The organism is Acidaminobacter sp. JC074, from assembly GCF_022496765.1.
In the GTDB taxonomy this organism is placed as follows: domain Bacteria; phylum Bacillota; class Clostridia; order Peptostreptococcales; family Acidaminobacteraceae; genus JABXKX01.
Genome location: NZ_VANV01000027.1, coordinates 47,137 through 66,385 on the forward strand (window position 1 = coordinate 47,137; position 19,249 = coordinate 66,385).

General features: G+C 31.7%; 9 protein-coding genes. 7 read left to right on the top strand and 2 right to left on the bottom strand.

The genetic code is table 11. The annotated features are described in order from the left end of the window. Positions 1-606: 606 nt before the first annotated feature. The 3 genes from EZV73_RS24170 (at position 607) to EZV73_RS24180 (ending at position 5,379) form a co-directional block, all read left to right on the top strand. Positions 607-1,644: a GNAT family N-acetyltransferase gene (locus tag EZV73_RS24170; RefSeq protein ID WP_240843025.1), complete on the top strand. Its 1,038-nt coding sequence runs from the start codon at positions 607-609 to the stop codon at positions 1,642-1,644. A 472-nt stretch (positions 1,645-2,116) separates the two neighbouring features. Next, the gene (locus tag EZV73_RS24175; protein ID WP_240843026.1) at positions 2,117-3,484 is read left to right on the top strand and encodes a hypothetical protein; all 1,368 of its coding nucleotides are present in this window, start codon (positions 2,117-2,119) and stop codon (positions 3,482-3,484) included. 47 nt (positions 3,485-3,531) lie between these two features. Beyond that, on the top strand, positions 3,532-5,379 hold the full coding sequence (locus EZV73_RS24180; protein ID WP_240843027.1) for a hypothetical protein: 1,848 nt from the start codon (positions 3,532-3,534) through the stop codon (positions 5,377-5,379). A 721-nt stretch (positions 5,380-6,100) separates the two neighbouring features. Here EZV73_RS24180 and EZV73_RS24185 read toward each other — a convergent pair. Then, positions 6,101-7,147 carry a transcriptional regulator gene (locus tag EZV73_RS24185; RefSeq protein ID WP_240843028.1) on the bottom strand — a complete coding sequence of 349 codons (1,047 nt, stop codon included), beginning with the start codon at positions 7,145-7,147 and terminating at the stop codon, positions 6,101-6,103. A gap of 712 nt (positions 7,148-7,859) precedes the next feature. Beyond that, positions 7,860-10,553 carry an S-layer homology domain-containing protein gene (locus EZV73_RS24190; protein ID WP_240843029.1) on the bottom strand — a complete coding sequence of 898 codons (2,694 nt, stop codon included), beginning with the start codon at positions 10,551-10,553 and terminating at the stop codon, positions 7,860-7,862. A 348-nt stretch (positions 10,554-10,901) separates the two neighbouring features. Here EZV73_RS24190 and EZV73_RS24195 point away from each other — a divergent pair, with 348 nt between their 5' ends. The 4 genes from EZV73_RS24195 to EZV73_RS24210 all read left to right on the top strand — a co-directional run. Next, complete coding sequence (locus tag EZV73_RS24195; protein ID WP_240843030.1) at positions 10,902-11,876, top strand: hypothetical protein; 975 nt, start codon at positions 10,902-10,904, stop codon at positions 11,874-11,876. A gap of 1 nt (position 11,877) precedes the next feature. Continuing rightward, positions 11,878-12,348: a hypothetical protein gene (locus EZV73_RS24200; RefSeq protein WP_240843031.1), complete on the top strand. Its 471-nt coding sequence runs from the start codon at positions 11,878-11,880 to the stop codon at positions 12,346-12,348. After that, complete coding sequence (locus EZV73_RS24205) at positions 12,348-14,639, top strand: hypothetical protein (protein ID WP_240843032.1); 2,292 nt, start codon at positions 12,348-12,350, stop codon at positions 14,637-14,639. Before EZV73_RS24200 ends, EZV73_RS24205 begins: the two co-directional genes overlap by 1 nt. 620 nt (positions 14,640-15,259) lie before the next feature. Further along, the coding region (locus EZV73_RS24210; RefSeq protein ID WP_240843033.1) for an Ig-like domain-containing protein at positions 15,260-19,249 on the top strand (3,990 nt) is incomplete at its 3' end.

The window sequence follows — 19,249 nt, forward strand, 5'->3', positions numbered from 1 at the left end:
CTATTTATGTAGGTGTTTTGGTAAAAAGTTTGCCTTTTGAACTTGTTTTACTAGTTGATATTTTACATGTTCAGTAATTCTTAATTAATTCTGGTTAATTGGATGTATTGTGCTAGACTGCGAATACCAAAGATCTAACATAAGAGATTCATTGATAATTCAGATTTATTTAGAAGGCACCTCATTTTTTATAGATTTTGAATAATAAAGAAGTGATGTTCGCAGTACAGTAATATTTTATGGTAAACTAATATTAGTAAGTTTTATATGAACTTTTCAAAGTCTTTAGTTAAGAAATGAATCTTAATGATATTAATTGATTGGCCCTATATTCTAAGCAAGGTTGTTGATGATGGTTGAGATGGAGTTAGTCTATTTTTAGATTGCATGCTTTATTGTAGTTCTAATGAGAGTTATGTACTTTTCAATGAGAGTTTGATTTTATTTTCTTTTTTAGTAGATCGTTAGGTAAAGAAACTCTTGGCATTTAAGGGACATTTCATAGACAATTTCGGAAGTTGCGCCATTTTTAGTAGCCATATTTATATATAATATCATGTAAGATTAAGTCGTTATTATTAAACTGTTTTTTGGATAGGAGGGTATATGTTTTCAACAGTAATATCAATAGTATCAGTAACTATAGCAATCTTTTCACTGGGGGTATCACTTTATATTTACAGGCTATCCCAAAATGATACCTCTTATTTGGACATTGATAATCAGTATTGTGATTTATTAAAATTAGGGTTAGATACACCTGATTTGAGAAACTACAGTATGACATCTAACTTTTATAAATGCTCAGATGAAGATGAGTATAAGAAAAAATATGAGATATATGCTTTTATGTGTTGGAATCTTGTGGAGACAATTTATGATCAGCAGAAGGACAAGAAAGGTAGATTTAAGTTATCTGAGACTTGGATTCCAGTGATGTTTGAGGAAAACAGGTTGCATTACTCTTGGTTTAAACATAATATAAGATTGTTTAAGAAAGACTTCCAAGAATTTGTCATTGGTTCATTGAATGATATCAATATATTAGAAGGTAGTATCAATGATCTAAAGATGCTTTATGCAAATTTTGAAAGAGATTTTCCACAAAATGAAAGAAAAAGCATAGAACATCTAGAGATGTTAATGCTTAAAAATAAGTACAAGTTGTTACTAGCAAAACATAAAATTTTTGAAGAAATTGTAGGTTATGCTTTGGTATTTGATGGAAGTGATTCAAATGCATTATGGTTGGACTACATGGCAATTGAGGATAAATATCAAGATGCTGGATACGGTACTCTTTTATTTAACAAAATAATTGACAAAGAAGGTCAAAATAAGTTAGGTATGTTTATGGAGGTTGAAATAGATGAGGGAAAAGCAGAACAAAAAAGAAGAATTAAATTTTATGAACGATTAGGTGCAAAAAAATTAAATCTTACCTATAATTTGCCAACACCAGAAGGGCAACTACCCATGAATCTGTTTTACAAGCCAATTAATAATAATCAACTATTACCTGGGGATGTAACTAAGAAAATTATTTCTGAATCTTTTAATTACATCCATACTGATATTCATCATAGGGACAATGTTTTTAAGACTTTTATACATACGATAAGTGATGAATATTTAGGTGCATGATTATAATAATTATGAGAAAGCAGTAGTGATTTGGTTTATTCATATAGTGACAATGCCAGCTGAATGTAAAATCAGCTGGCTTATTTTATTCAAACTCTACTAATTTGACCATAAGTATGTCCTATGCTATTTCTTATGAGTTTCATCAAAGTTTATGCCTAGCAGAGGACTAGATCATATTAATATATTTTTGTTTCATCTTGTGCAATTGTGTGGTTTATGTATTGCTGTTGGGAAGAAATAGTAATATTTCTTTAATTGTAAATATAGCTCTTAGTCAAGGCTGGGAAATTTGTTATAATATAATTATAAATAAATTATTATCAACTGCGATATATAGTTAGGAGAGATCCCTACATAAGGAATTAACTAATTGTAGCTCAGTATAGCTGATATATGCTTGATTCGTCTGGTGTGATTGTTATCTTATTATTTATATGGGCGTTTTGGACAAGAAAGAGATGGAGAGTGTATGATAAATATTCATTTGAACAAGGAAATGGAAGATTACATAGTAGAAAGACATCTATTGTATTGTTTAGGTGAACCTAGGAGAAAATTTTACAAATATTACAGTGGTTTGAATGCGACTTCTAAAGAACATGCGATTATGAAAATTCTAAAAGAACATTTAGTGACTATTTTTATTGGTTCTGTTGATGATATAGAAACGATCATGAAGTATGAGCGTACCGAAAAACCAATCATTTCTAAACTGGGTAAGTTAAGTGATAAAGAACTGGCTCAGTTCTTTAGACAACAAAAAAATATTTTTAATTATGACAGTTTCTCTTCTTCCTATAAGAACAAACCTACAATATTCAATGACTTATTGGATAATAGCAGATTTAGGATCATTATAAATGGTAAGAAAAAGAGAAACCTAACATTAGACCATTTGGATAATCTTAAACATCATTTTGATTTAAAGACTCTTCTCTATAATAAGCTTTGTGACCAAAATGGAATTACTAGGCTCAAGATAATTAATGACATGAATCAATTGTGTAATCCTATCTTTAAGAAGTATAATTCTTTACTAACAGGTGGCGTTAAAGTATCCATAACAGACTTTCATGTTAAATTGATTAAAGCACTAGATCAAATTCTTGAAGCTTATAAATGGGGACCTTATGATTACATTGAAGCATTAGAGATTATAACATGTCCTTACTGTAATAGGCAATATCTTACCTTCTTTGATAAATTTAGAGCAAGAAGAAAACCAGATTTAGATCATTTTTATAGTAAATCGGACTTCCCTTTTTTAGGCATTTCCATATTTAACTTGGTACCATGTTGTAAAGTCTGTAATCAAAGCTTTAAAGGTAGTAAAAAGTTCATAAAAACAAAAAAATATGAGAGGAGTCCTTATAGGCATGAGATTATTCTAAATTCATTGAATAATCTTTCCTCATCAAATGTGATATATCCATGTATTTATCCTATCGCTAGGCATAGTCGTCTTCCAGATGATTTACAGATATTTAAGCTAAAATATGATATTAGTGGCAGTCTTGTGATTGGACTGAACTTTGCTGATATCATAAGAAGTACACATGATTTGCTTTATAACTTAGGTGTGTTCCATATCGAGGATGTTTATCAAATTCATAATAATTATGGTCGAGATTTGTTTGATAATATTTCTATGTATACTGACGATTATATAGCTGATACTGTGAAATTGCTGCAAAGCAACCATATGACTGTTCCATCTAAAAAAGATTTGTATAAGTTTCTTATGGGAAATCAGTACTTTTCACATGAGTTTTCGGATCAAGTCTTAAGTCAGTTAACCAGAGATGTTACAAGACAATTTATACCTAAGTATTTCTAGTGTATAAATTAATGAAGTAGAAGACTGATTATTGAAAAGAGGATTAAATGAAGTTAATATATTGTAGAATTATATCAAAAATAATTGAGCAATTTGAAGACGGCCTTGAGTTATTTTTTCCAAGTGAATTCAAGGTTGTCAGTCAAATGAATGATGGCGTAATTGACTTTTCTATTAATAAAAATGATGATTTTATAGAAGATTTTTACTCAAATAAAATAAGTAACATAAGTGCCATATGTGGACCGAATGGCAGTGGCAAAAGTAATAGTGCCAATAATATATTTGATTTACTAACAGAAATGCAAGAATCTGTTCAGTCCTTGTTGATTTTTTCATCGAATGGAAAGATTATTATATACTTTCAAAATAGGAACTTGAATGATGTCAGTAATAAGTTTAGATTCTTGTTAGATAATGAAGTTGTTGGTGAGATTCCTGTAGATAAATATGAATCACTCTTGTTAGAGTTAAACGGGGACATTTTGCAATTTAAGTCCTTTGGAAAAAAAGATGGTGATATTTATAATACATCCTTAGGCATTGTAAGATACAGTCCAAATTTTGATTACAATTATAGAAGAACTTATCAAAGAGAAACAGACAGTGATATCCCGTTTGTTGCTTTTTCGGACAAATCTATGAATGCTCTTATAAGTGACAACATTCAAAATAGTGTTAAGGAGACCTTTGATCAATATTATATGGATATGTTTGATGGGATCTATGAGATGATAAACTCAGAAAGTTTTGATAGCAATCAAATGTATTTGCCAAACTATATTAGCTTAAAAAACAATCCGGTTGTCGTTACCCGGGTTATTAAGAGATTAGTCGCTGCACGTCGTTCAGGTGATTATACGCAAGTAGCGAATAGTAAAATAGATTCTGTAATTTTGATGATGGATACTCTATTTTTCAAGGTCTTATTTCTAATCTATGATCAGGCTTGTGAGGATACTTCTTTTTTTGATGCATTAGATGAGTTTTCAATAGATGATTATATTCAACTAGGAAGGAATGTGACATTATGGAAGAACTTGTTTTTAAGATATCTTGAAAATTTAGACTCGAACTATAAGCCATTAGTATATAAGATATTAGATAAAATAAATGATAACCACTTTTATAAAGAAACTTTAGATACCGGTTTTGATCTTAAGAATCCAGTGCATAAAGAGTTATTTTATGAGCTGAAAGCATTAATGAAAGATGCTTCTGTTATGTACGAACTATTTAATATTTCTACTGGATTTGAAATGAAATGGCGTTTGTATTCAAATATTTATGCTGGATATAATGAGGTTTTAAAAGCAAATGCTTCGTTAACAGATATTTTGATTATTTTAGATGAACCTGAGACATGTTTTCATCCTGTTTGGAAACAGACTTTTATTACTGAACTGATTGATTTTACTGATTTTTTGATTGGTGATAAAAAAATAAAAGTACAATATTTAATCTGTAGTAATGATCCAGTTACAATAAGTGATGTTAGAGGTGATCAGTGTAATTTTTTACAGGTGAAAAAGAAAGATTCTCAGTCTTCATACCCACCATATAGAATTAGCCGGTTTGATCGAGATCAGCAGAATACTTTTGGTGCGAATATTTATGATTTGTATAAGAATAATTATTTCATTCAAGGTGAACATGAAAAGTTCAATTCTAAAGGTGCATTTACTGCAAAGTACCTTAGCGATTTAGCAGAAGAACTCAATGTTTTAAAACAAGAAATACAAAATAGTAGTTATGAGATAGTTATTAATAAAGTTCATTTACTGGAGAAACGTGTTGCAGTAATTGGAGATAAGATTATCAAAAAAGTTTATAGTGATTTAATCAATGAGATTAAGATTATTAATGAATACTTGAATAGAGATCTTGATCAGTAGGGCTTACTAAACAGAAATCAGTAAGCTTTTCTATGTTTATATAATGACTTTATGAATGGTTAAACTTTAATGAGAGAAAGAATTGGATTTAATCAAAAAAAGTATCTGAAAATAATTTTAGATTATTTACGTTTTTTTTGATATATGGTTATATGGTAATTATTGAAGTATTCATGCGATCATTGAATAAGTGGTTCCTTGCATATTAGTTACAGAATGACTGCAAAGAAAGGTTGGGTAATTGACTATATAGCACCATCTTCAAACATTAATTACTCCGAGTTTCCTGAATATATTCTTGATAGATTCGTAAAAGTAAGTGAAGTTAAGAACTTTATCGTACCGTAAGACACTCATTTGCATTTTGCATTGGGTTAAAATAAAATAAAAGTCATTATATTCCCTTAGCCGGTCAAAAAGAGCTGTATAATAAGTTATCAGATTCTATGATTGAAATCTCTGTAGTAGGAGGAGACTCAAAAGCAGATATAGAAAAAAATCAAGCATTCTTAGAGATGATAGGCTATATTAATCCTTTTGATTTTCTTGAAGATTCATTCCCATAATTTAATAAGAACTCAATACGTTATGAAAATAAAGGTGTAGATATAGATGATAATTCTATAAGAATGGATGAATTTTTTGATGAGTTTAAGTTTAATAAGTAAAAAGAGCATCGGTTTTCCGATGCCTTTTGGTTAGAAGTCAAATTATCTTGTTACTAGAATACGTGATTGTGTTTTTGATAGAGTTTATTATTGAAATTAAAGTCTACGTTTTTTGATATAGCTAGTCTGTAAACCAAGAACATCTCTGGTATGTCGTAATGATTGATGATATTATAAAACTTCTCATCTGTATAGACTTTTTCAATTTCATTAAAAACCATTTCATTAATCATCCAGTCAAAAGCCTTTTGATCTGCAAGCTTTTCTGCAAGTGGTATTTCTTTTAAAACATTGTCTTCAAATGATATAAATGATTTTGATTTGGCACTGTTAAAATCTGTTTTACAATGTGCAAGTTCATGTAGTAAGGCAAAGTACACATCAGCAGGTCTTTTATGTTTTAGAGTGATGTAAATTGCAGGTTTAGTGTCTAATACTTTAAATGCTCCTCTTATTTTACTCCCAGGTAAATCTTCAATGATACTTAAGAAGATCCCGTTATCATTGAAAAGTTTAGTTAGTTCATCTCTATTAAATATACCCCTCTTTGCAAATTGAATGATGTTCTTTACGATTTCATTGATGCTGTTTGGTGTATATTCTTCAATCTCCTGTTTCTTGGTCTCTCTAAAACATTTTTCTAGCCAAATATTGACGAGCTCAGTTTTGTCATGTTTGCTTTTGAATAAAACATTATCCACTTTATTAATAAACGGAGATGATATTCTCAGATAGGCCATAATATCCTTAACGACTTGTAGTTCGTTATCAATATCCTTTAGTATGATGTCTTCATCGTAATCTTCAAGCTGTTTATACTTATATCTCTTGATATATGCCTTATAGGTGTCATTGTGTTTATGAAATGCCTCTTCTATCTTTTTTTCAATATCATAAGTTGACTCAACTTTGACGATTTCTTCAATAGTAAAAGGTGTTATCATCGAAATTTTCTTCATCAGATCAAAACTCAGCTTTCTCTTTTTATTCAGAATCATAGATAGTTGTGAAGGGTTTATATCTAAGTGTTTTGCAAACTCATTATGGGAGATGTTTTCAAATTCTAAGTAATCAATTAAGTAATCAGCAAAATTATACATAAGTTCCATCCTTTCTGTACATAATCTCTTATTTGATATCTTTGTAATGGTCAAAAGAAATATCATAAATAAGAACCTCTTTCTCAAGTTCAAGTTTAGAGTAATCTTTTGTAGTATTAGGTTTAATGATTAAACGTATTTGTTTATTGTCTATTGAAAACTAAAAGCCCGATTTAAGCTGTGCTTGAGCCTTTCGAACTTATACGTCCTTGCGAGATTACTCGTAAATAAACTATTGAAGTTATCTGCATCAATAAGTATTTTAAAGATTTTTTCAATACGTTCCTTATGTTGATTTTGGAGTTTTTTACTTTTTAAGCTTTTTTTATAAGAGCTAGATTTTATAATTTTCACCATAACCTCCATGGTTGTAATTGTATTTTATCATATCTTAACAAAAGTGTTAAGATATATTTGGTGTAGTCTGTTTATAAAGCGATATCATTCATAAAAGAATGGTGAGTTTGATTTTTATATTAAATAAGAGATTAGGAACAAGTAATAGTAACACACCAAATCATTTAGTTGTACAAAAGTAGGAAGGTCAACCTATTCTGTGTCTGATATTACCATATATATGATTGAGGCTGTAATTATCAGAAATACACGTTTTAGCCATATGGATGACTAATAAATAAAGTAAATGAACTATAAATCGTCTGATTAGATTCATAGTTCATTTTAATTTTTTTATATTCAAGCGGGTGAAGAACTAATTAAAATCAATTAGATTGTTGATTAGAGCTCTGTATAGTATTTCCATCATGTATGCTCTGCTGGAGTTTTCTACTGCCATATCCAGTAGAGAATGCATTTCGTCGTCATTGATTATTCCTTTGTGCAGCAAATCATATGGATAAAGGCTGTACCATTTAATATCAGTAAGTTCTTCACTGTCTAATTGTAGGTTTTCCGTAAGTCCGCCCGTCAGATTTGTTATAACTACCATAACTTCTGCATAAGTGATGTTTTTGTCAACACCGAAAGAACCGTCATTATAACCATTAAAGATGCCATTTGATCCTGTTATTAAAGCATACTTTTTACTCCAGTGATTATCTACGTCATTGAATGTCTTTGATTTATTAGTACTTTTTAGTGCCAAACTTTTAGTGATTATCGCTGCTACTTCAGCCCTGGTAATATCAGCCTCTGATTTGATTGTCAAATCAGGATATCCATTAACAACACCATTTCTATAGAAATAATTCATTGCCACGTAATTTGGATGGTCCGATGTAATATCTTTAAGAACATCATCAATATTCGAACTTGTATTAGGAGTCAAGTCGTTTGGTATGTTATTAGTATGATGATTATTGCTGTCTTGATCAGGACTATTTAGTAAAGTAGTTATATCAGCTAAACCCGGCAAGCTTCTAATTAGGTGTAACTCACTTGTGGAGTAACGTGAAACACCAAAAAATTGATCAACATTCTCTGGATCGTGGTATGTACTCCAACAATAAAGTTCACCATCTTCTGTGATAGCAGCTCTGGTAGTATCTAAGACTGATATAAATTTTGCATTTGAAAACTCTTTCACGGGTGAGTTAAAAACGTCTGGATTCTTGGTGTTACTGTATTTATAAAGTGCTTGATGGAAATTTTCTACGTCTCCATTGTCTTTCACAACAATGAGTCCGTCATGTTGTTTCACTCCCTCAGTAATTTTAATAATTTGTAATTCAGAGTCTAACTCATGATACCAATATTGTGGATTTGGCTTTACATATAAGGAACCATCATTTTTCAGAACAAAAATATTGTCGTTGTAACCTATCTGGAAAGAAGCTACATTTTCTGCAATCAGTTGTGGCTTTAACCCATTTTCAGTTGAGTATGCAGATACATTGAACCATGTATAGAAATCGCCGTTTGTATTGAGAAAATAAGTTCGACGATTTTTAAAGTCAATTAACTTAATATCTTTATTTAAATGATTACTATATTCAGTAAACAGTATCTGATCATTATTTTTGTCCATGAGCTTGCCGTCTTTTATTAAGTAAGGTTCACCGACTTTTGGATGTTTAATATAAAAGTCATCTATAGCTTCATCAAACTCGTATAAGACATACTTGTAAGGAGATTTTGACTCAATAACAGTATCTGAAATCGTATTATCAAAGAATGCGTATAATTTAGTTTCTCCAGCGAATTTAATTAAAGAACCATTTTTTTTGCTGTATGTGATATTATCTAGTTTATCACCGAATGTTTCTATGAAAGTGTAATTCTCAGAATTATCTTTATCCCAAAATAAAAGTTTACCGTCTTCGCGCAAAATATAATTTCGATCTAAATCCACATCAATAATGCCTTCACTAACTTTTTTAGGTGATGAAATATCTAAAGAAGTATTATTTGAAAAGCCTAATACACCCTGATTGTTCTTGCCTAAAGTATATAACTGATCATTTGAATCAATCATTATTCTATTACAGTCATAAACGTGAATTTTTTTTATACCTTTGTAAATAACTTTTGTTTCTCCGAATTTTGTACCTAGTTTCTTACCGACTATGATTTTTCCGTCTTTAGAATGAATGAGGATGCAATCATCAAGTCTATCCTCATCATCAGGATATTCAAACACATCATAGACATTAGGCATTAACTCATCAAGGACTCCAAATGTACTTTCGTTAGTGTCTGAATAATAAGTTCTTATTGCACTCCATCGAAATAAGACATCGTTTTCGTCAATCATATAGATTTTATCTTGACCTGCTCGAATTTTTTTTATGTTTTCTGCAATAAAATATGGCTCAGAAGACCACTCTTCTATTGGTTGGTAAGGACTATATGCGCCAATACTCCAAACACTACCATCTGTTTTGAGTACATAGGAAACTGTATCTGAAGAGAAGCTAGAAACTTGTTTTACACCTTCCATAATCTTAGTAGGCTCATTAAAAGTTGCTTGTTTCATTAATAAAAGGTCATTTGAAGAATTTTCACCTAGAACCCATAATGATGAATCATTTTTTATCATATAAAGATTATCATTTTTGACTTCAAAGTCACTTACATTGTCAGCTATTTTTATGGGCTCTTTTGCAAGTGTTTTTGGTCTATTGGGATGTAAATATTCAATATTACTTTTCATACAAGTCCAGAGTGTACCGTCGACTTTTAAGATTGCGATCAAAGAATGTGAAGTCTTAGCTTGTTTTACACCACTCATAATTTTGACGTATTGGTAACTTTTATCAGGAAGACCTTCTATCCCCATTTCTCCAAGTCTACCACTCATATAGAGATCGCCCTCTTGGGTAACATACAGAGATGTTATTCCGTCAATGTAGATAAATGGATCAATGTGTTCTTCTGCACTTGCATTTTGAATTAACACTGCAATTAGAATTAAGATTACTAGTGATATTTTTTGTGAATTCTTCAATTTTAGCTCTCCTTTTCATTCTTCATAAATAGTTATTTTTGCCCATCATAAACTTGAATAATCTAGTAGTATCATATGTGATAAACGAATATATTTTTGTATATTAGTATGATTATTTTGTCATTTAGGTACTTTGACTATTTGATACATTATAAAATATAAATATTCTTAACGGCTGAACATATCACATCTAGCCAATTATGCAACATATTTAGACAATCATAATAGAAAATATCTTTTTTAGGTATTCCAATTTATTAATGGTTATCTGTAGCATGTCATATTGATAAGCTGTAAAATAGTATGTAGGAAGACAATAATATAGAGACATTAAGAATAGGAATATTTATGAGTATTAGAATTGGTTCAATGAACATGCATAATTTCAATTTTAAGTCTTCGGGTAGTAGTAAAAAGAACTTTATAAGAATAGCTGAGATTATAAGAAATGAAGAAATGGATGTTGTTGCATTACAAGAAGTTATCAGTGAATCAGCCCTCAATATACTTTTAAGAGCTTTAGGACCTAACTGGGATAAGGCTTGGATGAAACCTGAAAAAAGTTCAGCACATGCATCAAAGGGCTACGCTTATATATGGAATACCAAAAGAATAAAACCTGTAGAAACTCAAACGCCTTATGGCAAAAGGGTGAGTTATCCAAGAATAATTGAGAGGTACAGATTAGACAAGTCTAAGGGACAACATGCACTTGCTAGAAATCCCTATTATGCAAGATTTACAACACGTGGCTTACCAGGTGGTTCTTCTTATGAAATTAGATTAATTAACGTACACTTTATGTACAATAAAGGTGCAAGTGTTGTTTCAGACCTTTCTAGTGCAAAAATGAGAAAAAACGAGTTTGATGTTATGATGGAGGCTATTTATCCTAAACAAGCCGACAGATGTTATGGTGATAATATGCCTTCTTATACCATCATACTTGGAGACTATAACATGAATCTAAAAAGGCCATGGACAATAGGACCAGGAAGAAATCCAGTTTATGTTGATAGAGAAAAGGTTATTGTACTTGATGGTAACAACGAAAAATGTATTGAAACAGTCCAAGATCAGTTAACAACCTTAAAAAATCAAGAAGATGACATGAATGCTTCTGATGATAATCCTGATAGAGGTTATGCCAACAATTATGATCATTTTTCATATGATTCAGTCAGATTTTCTGGTGTGGGTGTTAGTTATAGGAAAGTTGATGCTGTAAGAAAATACTATTCGGATGATTTTGAAGCTTATCGTAATGAGGTTTCTGATCATGTGCCAATAGTAATCGAGATAGATATAAGAAACAGGGGTTAGAATGAAAAAGACAAGAGTTAAATTAACAGATGAAGAGAAGAAGAAATGTCATACCGTCATACACGGGGCTGCAGTAGCTGCTAGTGCAGCTGCTGGAGGGATGTCACAAATCCCTTTAGCTGATAATACCGTTATAGCGCCTATTCAGGTGGGGATGATTATAAAACTTGGTACTATATTTGGTCATAAGGTTACAGAAGGACTAGCCAAAGGGATAATTGCAAATGCAGCCGCAGCTTTTGTCGGACGAGGTGTATCACAAGTTTTATTGGGGTGGGTTCCTATTGTTGGCAACGCTGTCAATGCAACAACAGCTGGAGGTATAACAGAGGCTATTGGTTGGCTTGCTGTCAAAGAGTTTAAATCAAAATCAACTGTAGTTGATTCTACTGATAATGAGAATGTCGAAGATGAAACAGAAGAAAAAGCAAGTATGGCGGATGATTTAGATGATTTGTTTGGGGAGGATTAATGATGAGTACACAATCTAATGATACAAGAAAACAGCTTCAAGTAGCATATGCACTTAATTTATGTGCTGTTTCTGTTTCTCAAATTATTGATTATGACGATATGACTATTCTCGAGCAAGAATATGAAACAATCCTAAATAATCTTAACCTTGAAAATATGCCTAAAGATGAAGTCCTTCTAAATATTTTAAAAAGATTGTTAGAGACAATCACCTTCTTCAGAATTCATGAAGGGGATAAGGCTTTTATTGAAAAAGAGTACCAGCAAAAAATGAAAAATACAATCTGGTCTTCAGTGCCGAATCTGGGTTTATTAGTTGCTGGCGGTAGTCCAGTTACAATGGCCATTTCTCTGGCATCACAAGTCGGCATTGGTTATATGAACTACAGAAAAAATCGTTCTGAATACCAAATGGATAGGGAAAAACAACACTGGAATTTACAGAAGACTGCTATAGAGCAATTTCAAGCCTTGCAACAGCAGTTGTTTGAAACTGCGTGGCGGTTAGCTGATAAATACAGTTTTCCAGATGACTTTAGACTGACTGAACGTCAAATCAAGCAGTATGATGTGATTTTATTAGATGATGATGATTTGCGTAAGTACGAAAGATTAGATGTAATAAAAGAAAGATTTGTTGCTTACCCACCATTTTGGTACTACTTTGGAAATACAGCTAACGCGATTGCAAATAGTGATAATTATGGTCTTGATAATGAAGGCAAAGAAGTATTCAGAGAACGAGCACGTAAGTGTTTTGAATATTATGGAGAAGTAAATAAATACAACTTATTGCGAGAAGATAGCATTACAGCATCATGTAATCTAGAGTACATTGAACTACTTGATACGAAAGAAGATAGAGATAAGATTTTGAAGTTGATTGATATTGCCAAGAAATCTGCTTATAACTCTTTTGATGTTCTTCAATTGTGTGCAATCGCATACATCAAGGTTGGTGAAGTCAGTAAAGCTAAAGGCATTCTTAGACAACTTGTTAATGAAGGCTATAATGAGATTACCAATGCTCAACTTTTAAGTACAATATATGTAGATGACTATATCTCCTTGCAAAGTGCGACATCAAAGAGTGATTATAATCTACTAAAAACTAGAGTAGATGCTAAGTATTTATTTCCATTGCCTGAAGGTCTGTTGTCGGCGTCACGCGAAGAACTGCAGTTTCAGTTTGTTCAATCTCAAAAAAGTATTTTAAAGGTTAAGTACAAGTTAGTCCTATCAGAGTTTATTCAGAAGTATGAGATCTTAATCAATAAAATTGTGCCACTCCCCGATGTGGTATCTGATGAGATTTATCAGGAAACACCTGAAGCTAAGCGTGAAAGAGTTAATAGAGTGAAGCTCATTATGGATGATCATTCAAAGAGTCATTTTTATAAGAATGAAGCTAGGCAAATTACATATTCCTATGAAATAATTGATATACTAAATCGCATGTTTAACTCTGTTTGTGTCTTAGAATGTGTACAAGATGAACACAAGCAGTTAGAAATGGTTGAACTAGTAAAAAAAACTATCCATGATAGTCGAACAACAATACAGAAAGTAGATCAACTATTGAATAATTTTAGTACACAAAATTATGAAGCCATTCAGAGTATATCTTTACGTATGCTTACAAATGAGTTGATTGCTTATCTTGTACTCATGATCAAGCAGTCTATTGAAGCTAAAAAAGAGATGAGTGATTTCGCAATTGCAGAACTCAACTTGTCAAAGTTTTGTGAAATAGAAAACATACCTAGCCCTGAAATCCTTTATCAACATAAGGATGATGTTGAAGTTGATAATAATACAATGACACACTTTACACCAGACTTGCTAGGTAAAGTTGCCATTGAGCAAAGCGAAAGAATAGAAAAAAACCAGTCGATGATTCAATGTATCAAGGACCATATTGATGAAATTATTAAAGATGAAAAGATTGAGTTCTTCACACAAGAAGATACGAGAATGCATCGTTATTTTTATAGTAAATCGTTAAAGAAATATTCTGGTATTCGATCTAAAACGCTTGCTGTTATAGATGATCGCTCTAAGTATGACTGTGATATCTTATTTACAACTGAAGGCATTATCCCAATCCTAAAAGGAAGGGCAAAAAAGATAGTATCTTATGATGACATAAGTTGGAGTAATGACTCAAAGAAGAAAGGACTCTTAATAGGACGGAATTACTATAATGATTATTTAGAGATGAATAAACTGTATGATTTAATTCAGAGTTTAAGAATGTATGCTGTGAAAAAAGATGTATCTGTTTACTAGGTACAAATGCTTTCTGTAAAATTATATGATATTAGGCGTGTAAAAAGTGTGCTATCAGTTTTTTAGTTCTGATTGACACACTTTGCTTTACACGCCTTTTCACCTTTTTGTGATAAGTGATATAGCTTCTTATTATTGATTGATACTAAAAATTGACCCATCTCGTAAACAAAACTATAGTCCTTATTGCATGGTAAACAGTTGGAATGAGGTGAAAGATTTAGAAGACTGGGAGCACTGCATAGAGTGTACAAGCAAACTGAATCTGGATCCAATATCCAAAGTTTTTGAAAAATAACCTAAGTGATACGGGATTAACCTAAGTACGATGAAAAATAACCTAAGAGTTATAGGATTAACTTAAGTGCAATGAAGAATAACTTAAGTAGGGACATGAATAACTTAAGTTAATTCGAATGGTCAAACACCTCTTGCTATGTGAAATTTGATAAAACACCTAAAATTTTTTGGCTAAATAGAACGATATATGTCTAAACAATCAAGAACCATTTATTTTGTGCATCAATTTAGTATAATAAGAAGCAGCTCACTTTTGTGAGCGCTTATTTTGTGCTTATAAATATGGATATACATAGATATTTATAGAGGAGGTTGAAAGATTGAAGAATTACATGAAACGTTTTACATCCATGTTACTAGTTGTTGTACTCGTGCTTACAAGTACACCACTTAATTACATTGCTTTCGCAGTTGAAGAAAATCAAGTGGTTAGTAGTAATATGAAAAGTACTGATTTAGAAGAAACTGAAGAGGATACTGATTTAGAAGAAACTGAAGAAGATACTGATTTAGAAGAAACTGAAGAAGATACTGATTTAGAAGAAACTGAAGAGGATACTGATTTAGAAGAAACTGAAGAAGATGCTGATTTAGAAGAAACTGAAGAAGGTACTGATTTAGAAGAAACTGAAGAAGATGCTGATTTAGAAGAAACTGAAGAAGATGCTGATTTAGAAGAAACTGAAGAAGGTACTGATTTAGAAGAAATTGAAGAGGATACTGATTTAGAAGAAACTGAAGAAGATGCTGATTTAGAAGAAACTGAAGAGGATACTGATTTAGGAGAAACTGAAGAGGATACTGATTTAGAAGAAACTGAAGAAGATACCGATTTAGGAAAAACTGATGAGTCTAGTGATTCTGATGTTAAAGGTATCAATCCAGTATTTGAAACGAATACTATGATGACATCAATGAGTATTCAACCTACTGCTATAATCGACAACAAATTATGGGTTGCTGCTGATGATGGTTATATCTTATACCATAATGGTAGTGAGGTTGGTAATAAGATTGGCAGTTGGAGAAGCCCTGTTAAATATAATGTAAGACCAACATCTACAGATTTATTAGCAGCTGTTGCACACGATGGTTCTGGTTCCGATACGGTTGCAGGATTTGCCTTAGAATATGTTGATGAATCAGGCAATATTCAAGGTACAAGCAATGGTTGGTATTATTACACTGGCACAGGTAAACCTGAAGATTATAGAGTCAGTGAAAGTGAAGTATATAAATGGTATCAAGAAGGTTATAAAGGTTCTGGGTGGGTAAATCCACAAGAGGTAAGTTATAGTACTTGGTTTAAAGGATGGAGAGATAAAACCAACACATCTTGGATCTGGACTTCAAACTACTTAGCTAAAAATGGTGATATTGATACACCAGTATATTTTAGAAATAAAGGTGTACCTGCTATTCCTGTGCAGGACGCGACTTTAAAATCATTAAGAGTGGCTGGGGATGAAAAAGTTAATTCTCTTAATGAAAATACATTAACTGTTTTTGTTACGAGTCAAGGTGTTAAACCAGCAATTGCTTATACGCCAACAGATTCCAATGCAACTCATTCGAGTTTACATGATGATAATGGTCAAACAATTACAGTAACGTCTGAAAATGGACAAATAACTGAAACATATAGAATTAACTTTGTGGTTCGTAAACAACCTGTTATCACATTAAATGGTGGTTCTTCTGTTAGTATTAAACAAGATGATAAAGACTATGATGATCCAGGTGCTGATGTAGAGACTCATGAAGGTTATGAAGATGCTGATATATCAGGAACTGTATCTTTAAGAAATACTGGTTCATTTGAGATTATATACACTTATACAGAGGATGTTCTTGTTTATACTGGAGATGCAAGTATTCCAACAACTTACTTAAGTGCACTTCCTGTTAAACGTACAGTAACAGTAAAAGCTGAAAATGTTTTAACTGAGAATGACCATGTCGTGGTAGATAAATTATCGAGTGAAATTATCAAAACAAGTTCTACAGTTACATTCGATCAAAGTTATAAAGAGTTGGTTTTCTTAGCCCAAATGCAATCTACAAAAAATACTATTGCAGCAAACTTAAGAAACAATATTTTACTTAGCGACTATGATGATAATGATTTAATAGATGGTACTTATGAAACTTATCCAAATGGCTTTGACACATTAGTAGAGTTAAGTAATGGAAATAATACTGATGCTAATCCAGAAAGTATTGCCTATTTAGCTTTAGAAGCGCAAGCAATCATAAGTGATGAAGATGAAGTAGTTGGTTATGCTGGAAATGAAGTCATAGACTTTAATCATAATGGTAGAGTACCTAATCAACCAGGTGAAAGACCACTAGAATGGCATGAAGTAGAATATGAAAGTGTTTCTAACCCAGTTGTAATCGCTCAAATGTCATCTTATGAGGGTCATGATAGAACACATATCAGAATAAAAGATGTTACCTCAACATCATTTAAAATTGCTTTAGAAGAATGGAACAAAGATAGATCTTCTGATTATCACAAATTTGAGTTAGTTTCTTATATTGTCTTATCAGAAGGTAAACATAAAATCGATGGTAAAGACTTCTTTGTAAGTACTAGAGACATAAATGATGATCCAATGTTTGATGGATTTGTAACACATCCATTTGGCATTACTTTTGAGGAGTCTCCAGTTGTATTTAGTCAAACTCAAGCAGCAAACGATACACCTACAACAAGTATTGATCAAGTATGGATGAGACAAAAGAATGTTAAAACAACAAGTGTTGATCTTTATGCTCAGTCAGAAGATTCGATTGAATCTGAAAAAGTTGGTATTGTAGCAATTGGTAAGATCATAAATACAGCGCCAACAGCACCGGATTTTAAGAAGACAACTGCTGAAGATGTGGCAATTACATTCTATACTAAAGCAGATGATGTAGATGATGATGATTTAAGTATTTCACTTGGCAATGTTGAAAATGCTATTGCTTCAATCAATTCAAGTAATGAAGTCGTATTTACACCAGACCCTAATTATCATGGTACAGTAGAATTTAACTACACGGTTAATGATGGTAAAGCTTCTACTACTGGTAAAATCACAGTTGAAGTGACACCAGTAAATGATGCTCCAATACAAGATGATTATGAAATTCAAGTGACAGAGAATACACCAGTAACGATAGCATTTAGGTTGGGGAGAGACATAGAAGGTGATGATGTAACCATCCAGACTGTTAATTTACCTACTGCTGGTACAATCTCAGAAGATGCAGGTGTTTACACCTATACACCTAAAAACAACTCAACGGATGATGATACATTCACTTATGTTATAACTGATAACAAAGGTGGAACAGCTTTAGTAACTGTTACAGTTAAAATCATACCACTTCCAACTTATAGTGTAGATTTTGAATTAGAAGCGGGTATTAGTGGCACTTTACCACCAATGCAATCTATCAAATTAGGAGGTTTTGCAAATAATCCTGGTGGTTTAGATATTGATGGATATGCTTTTATAGAATGGCAACTAAATGGTCAGAAATTTGAGTTTGATAGTACTCCAATTAATGGTGATATTACATTAAAAGCTAAATTATACGATTTATCAATTGAGTCGTTAAAAGTAGCAAATGATGACTTAGTCAGTGAAATTGAAAATAAGAACCTAACTGTCTTTGTAAGTAGTTTAGATAACTTACCGACAACGATCTTAAAACCAAAAGATTCAAACTTAAGACCAGTTGTAAAAGGTAATGAAGCTAGTGAAACACAAATTGTAAGAACCATAGAATTTATGGATTCGGCTGATAAAGTCTATGAGACTTATACAGTAACATATGTATTAAGAAACAAGCCGGTCATCACATTAAATGGTCAGGCTAGTGAATCGGTTAAAAAAGCTTCTGGGAACTATACAGATCCAGGTGCAAAGGCAAAAGAGCACGATGATCCAGTAGAAAAAAATGCTGTTACAGTGGATACTGTGTCATTAGAAGTAGCTGGTTCATTTGATATCACTTACACATATGAAGATTCAGTTTATGTTTATACTGGTGATTCTAAAGTCAAGTTACAGGCTGATCCAGTAACTAGAACAGTGAAAGTAATCGATCCAGCTATCAAGTCATTAAAAGTAGCAAATGATGACTTAGTAAGTGAAATTGAAAACAAGAATTTAACCGTGTTTGTAAGTGATTTAGAAAACTTACCAACAACAGTATTAGAACCAAAAGATTCAAACTTAAGACCAGTTGTAAAAGGTGAAACTTCTAGTGAAGCACAAGTTGTAAGAACCATAGAATTTAAGGATTCAGCTGAT

What these genes read in the sequence shown, in the direction of transcription:
- EZV73_RS24195 (WP_240843030.1), top strand. Translation starts at nt 10,902, where the DNA reads ATGAGTATTAGAATTGGTTCAATGAACATGCATAATTTCAATTTTAAG.
- EZV73_RS24200 (WP_240843031.1), top strand. Translation starts at nt 11,878, where the DNA reads ATGAAAAAGACAAGAGTTAAATTAACAGATGAAGAGAAGAAGAAATGT.
- EZV73_RS24170 (WP_240843025.1), top strand. Translation starts at nt 607, where the DNA reads ATGTTTTCAACAGTAATATCAATAGTATCAGTAACTATAGCAATCTTT.
- EZV73_RS24180 (WP_240843027.1), top strand. Translation starts at nt 3,532, where the DNA reads ATGAAGTTAATATATTGTAGAATTATATCAAAAATAATTGAGCAATTT.
- EZV73_RS24175 (WP_240843026.1), top strand. Translation starts at nt 2,117, where the DNA reads ATGATAAATATTCATTTGAACAAGGAAATGGAAGATTACATAGTAGAA.
- EZV73_RS24185 (WP_240843028.1), bottom strand. Translation starts at nt 7,147, where the DNA reads ATGTATAATTTTGCTGATTACTTAATTGATTACTTAGAATTTGAAAAC.
- EZV73_RS24205 (WP_240843032.1), top strand. Translation starts at nt 12,348, where the DNA reads ATGATGAGTACACAATCTAATGATACAAGAAAACAGCTTCAAGTAGCA.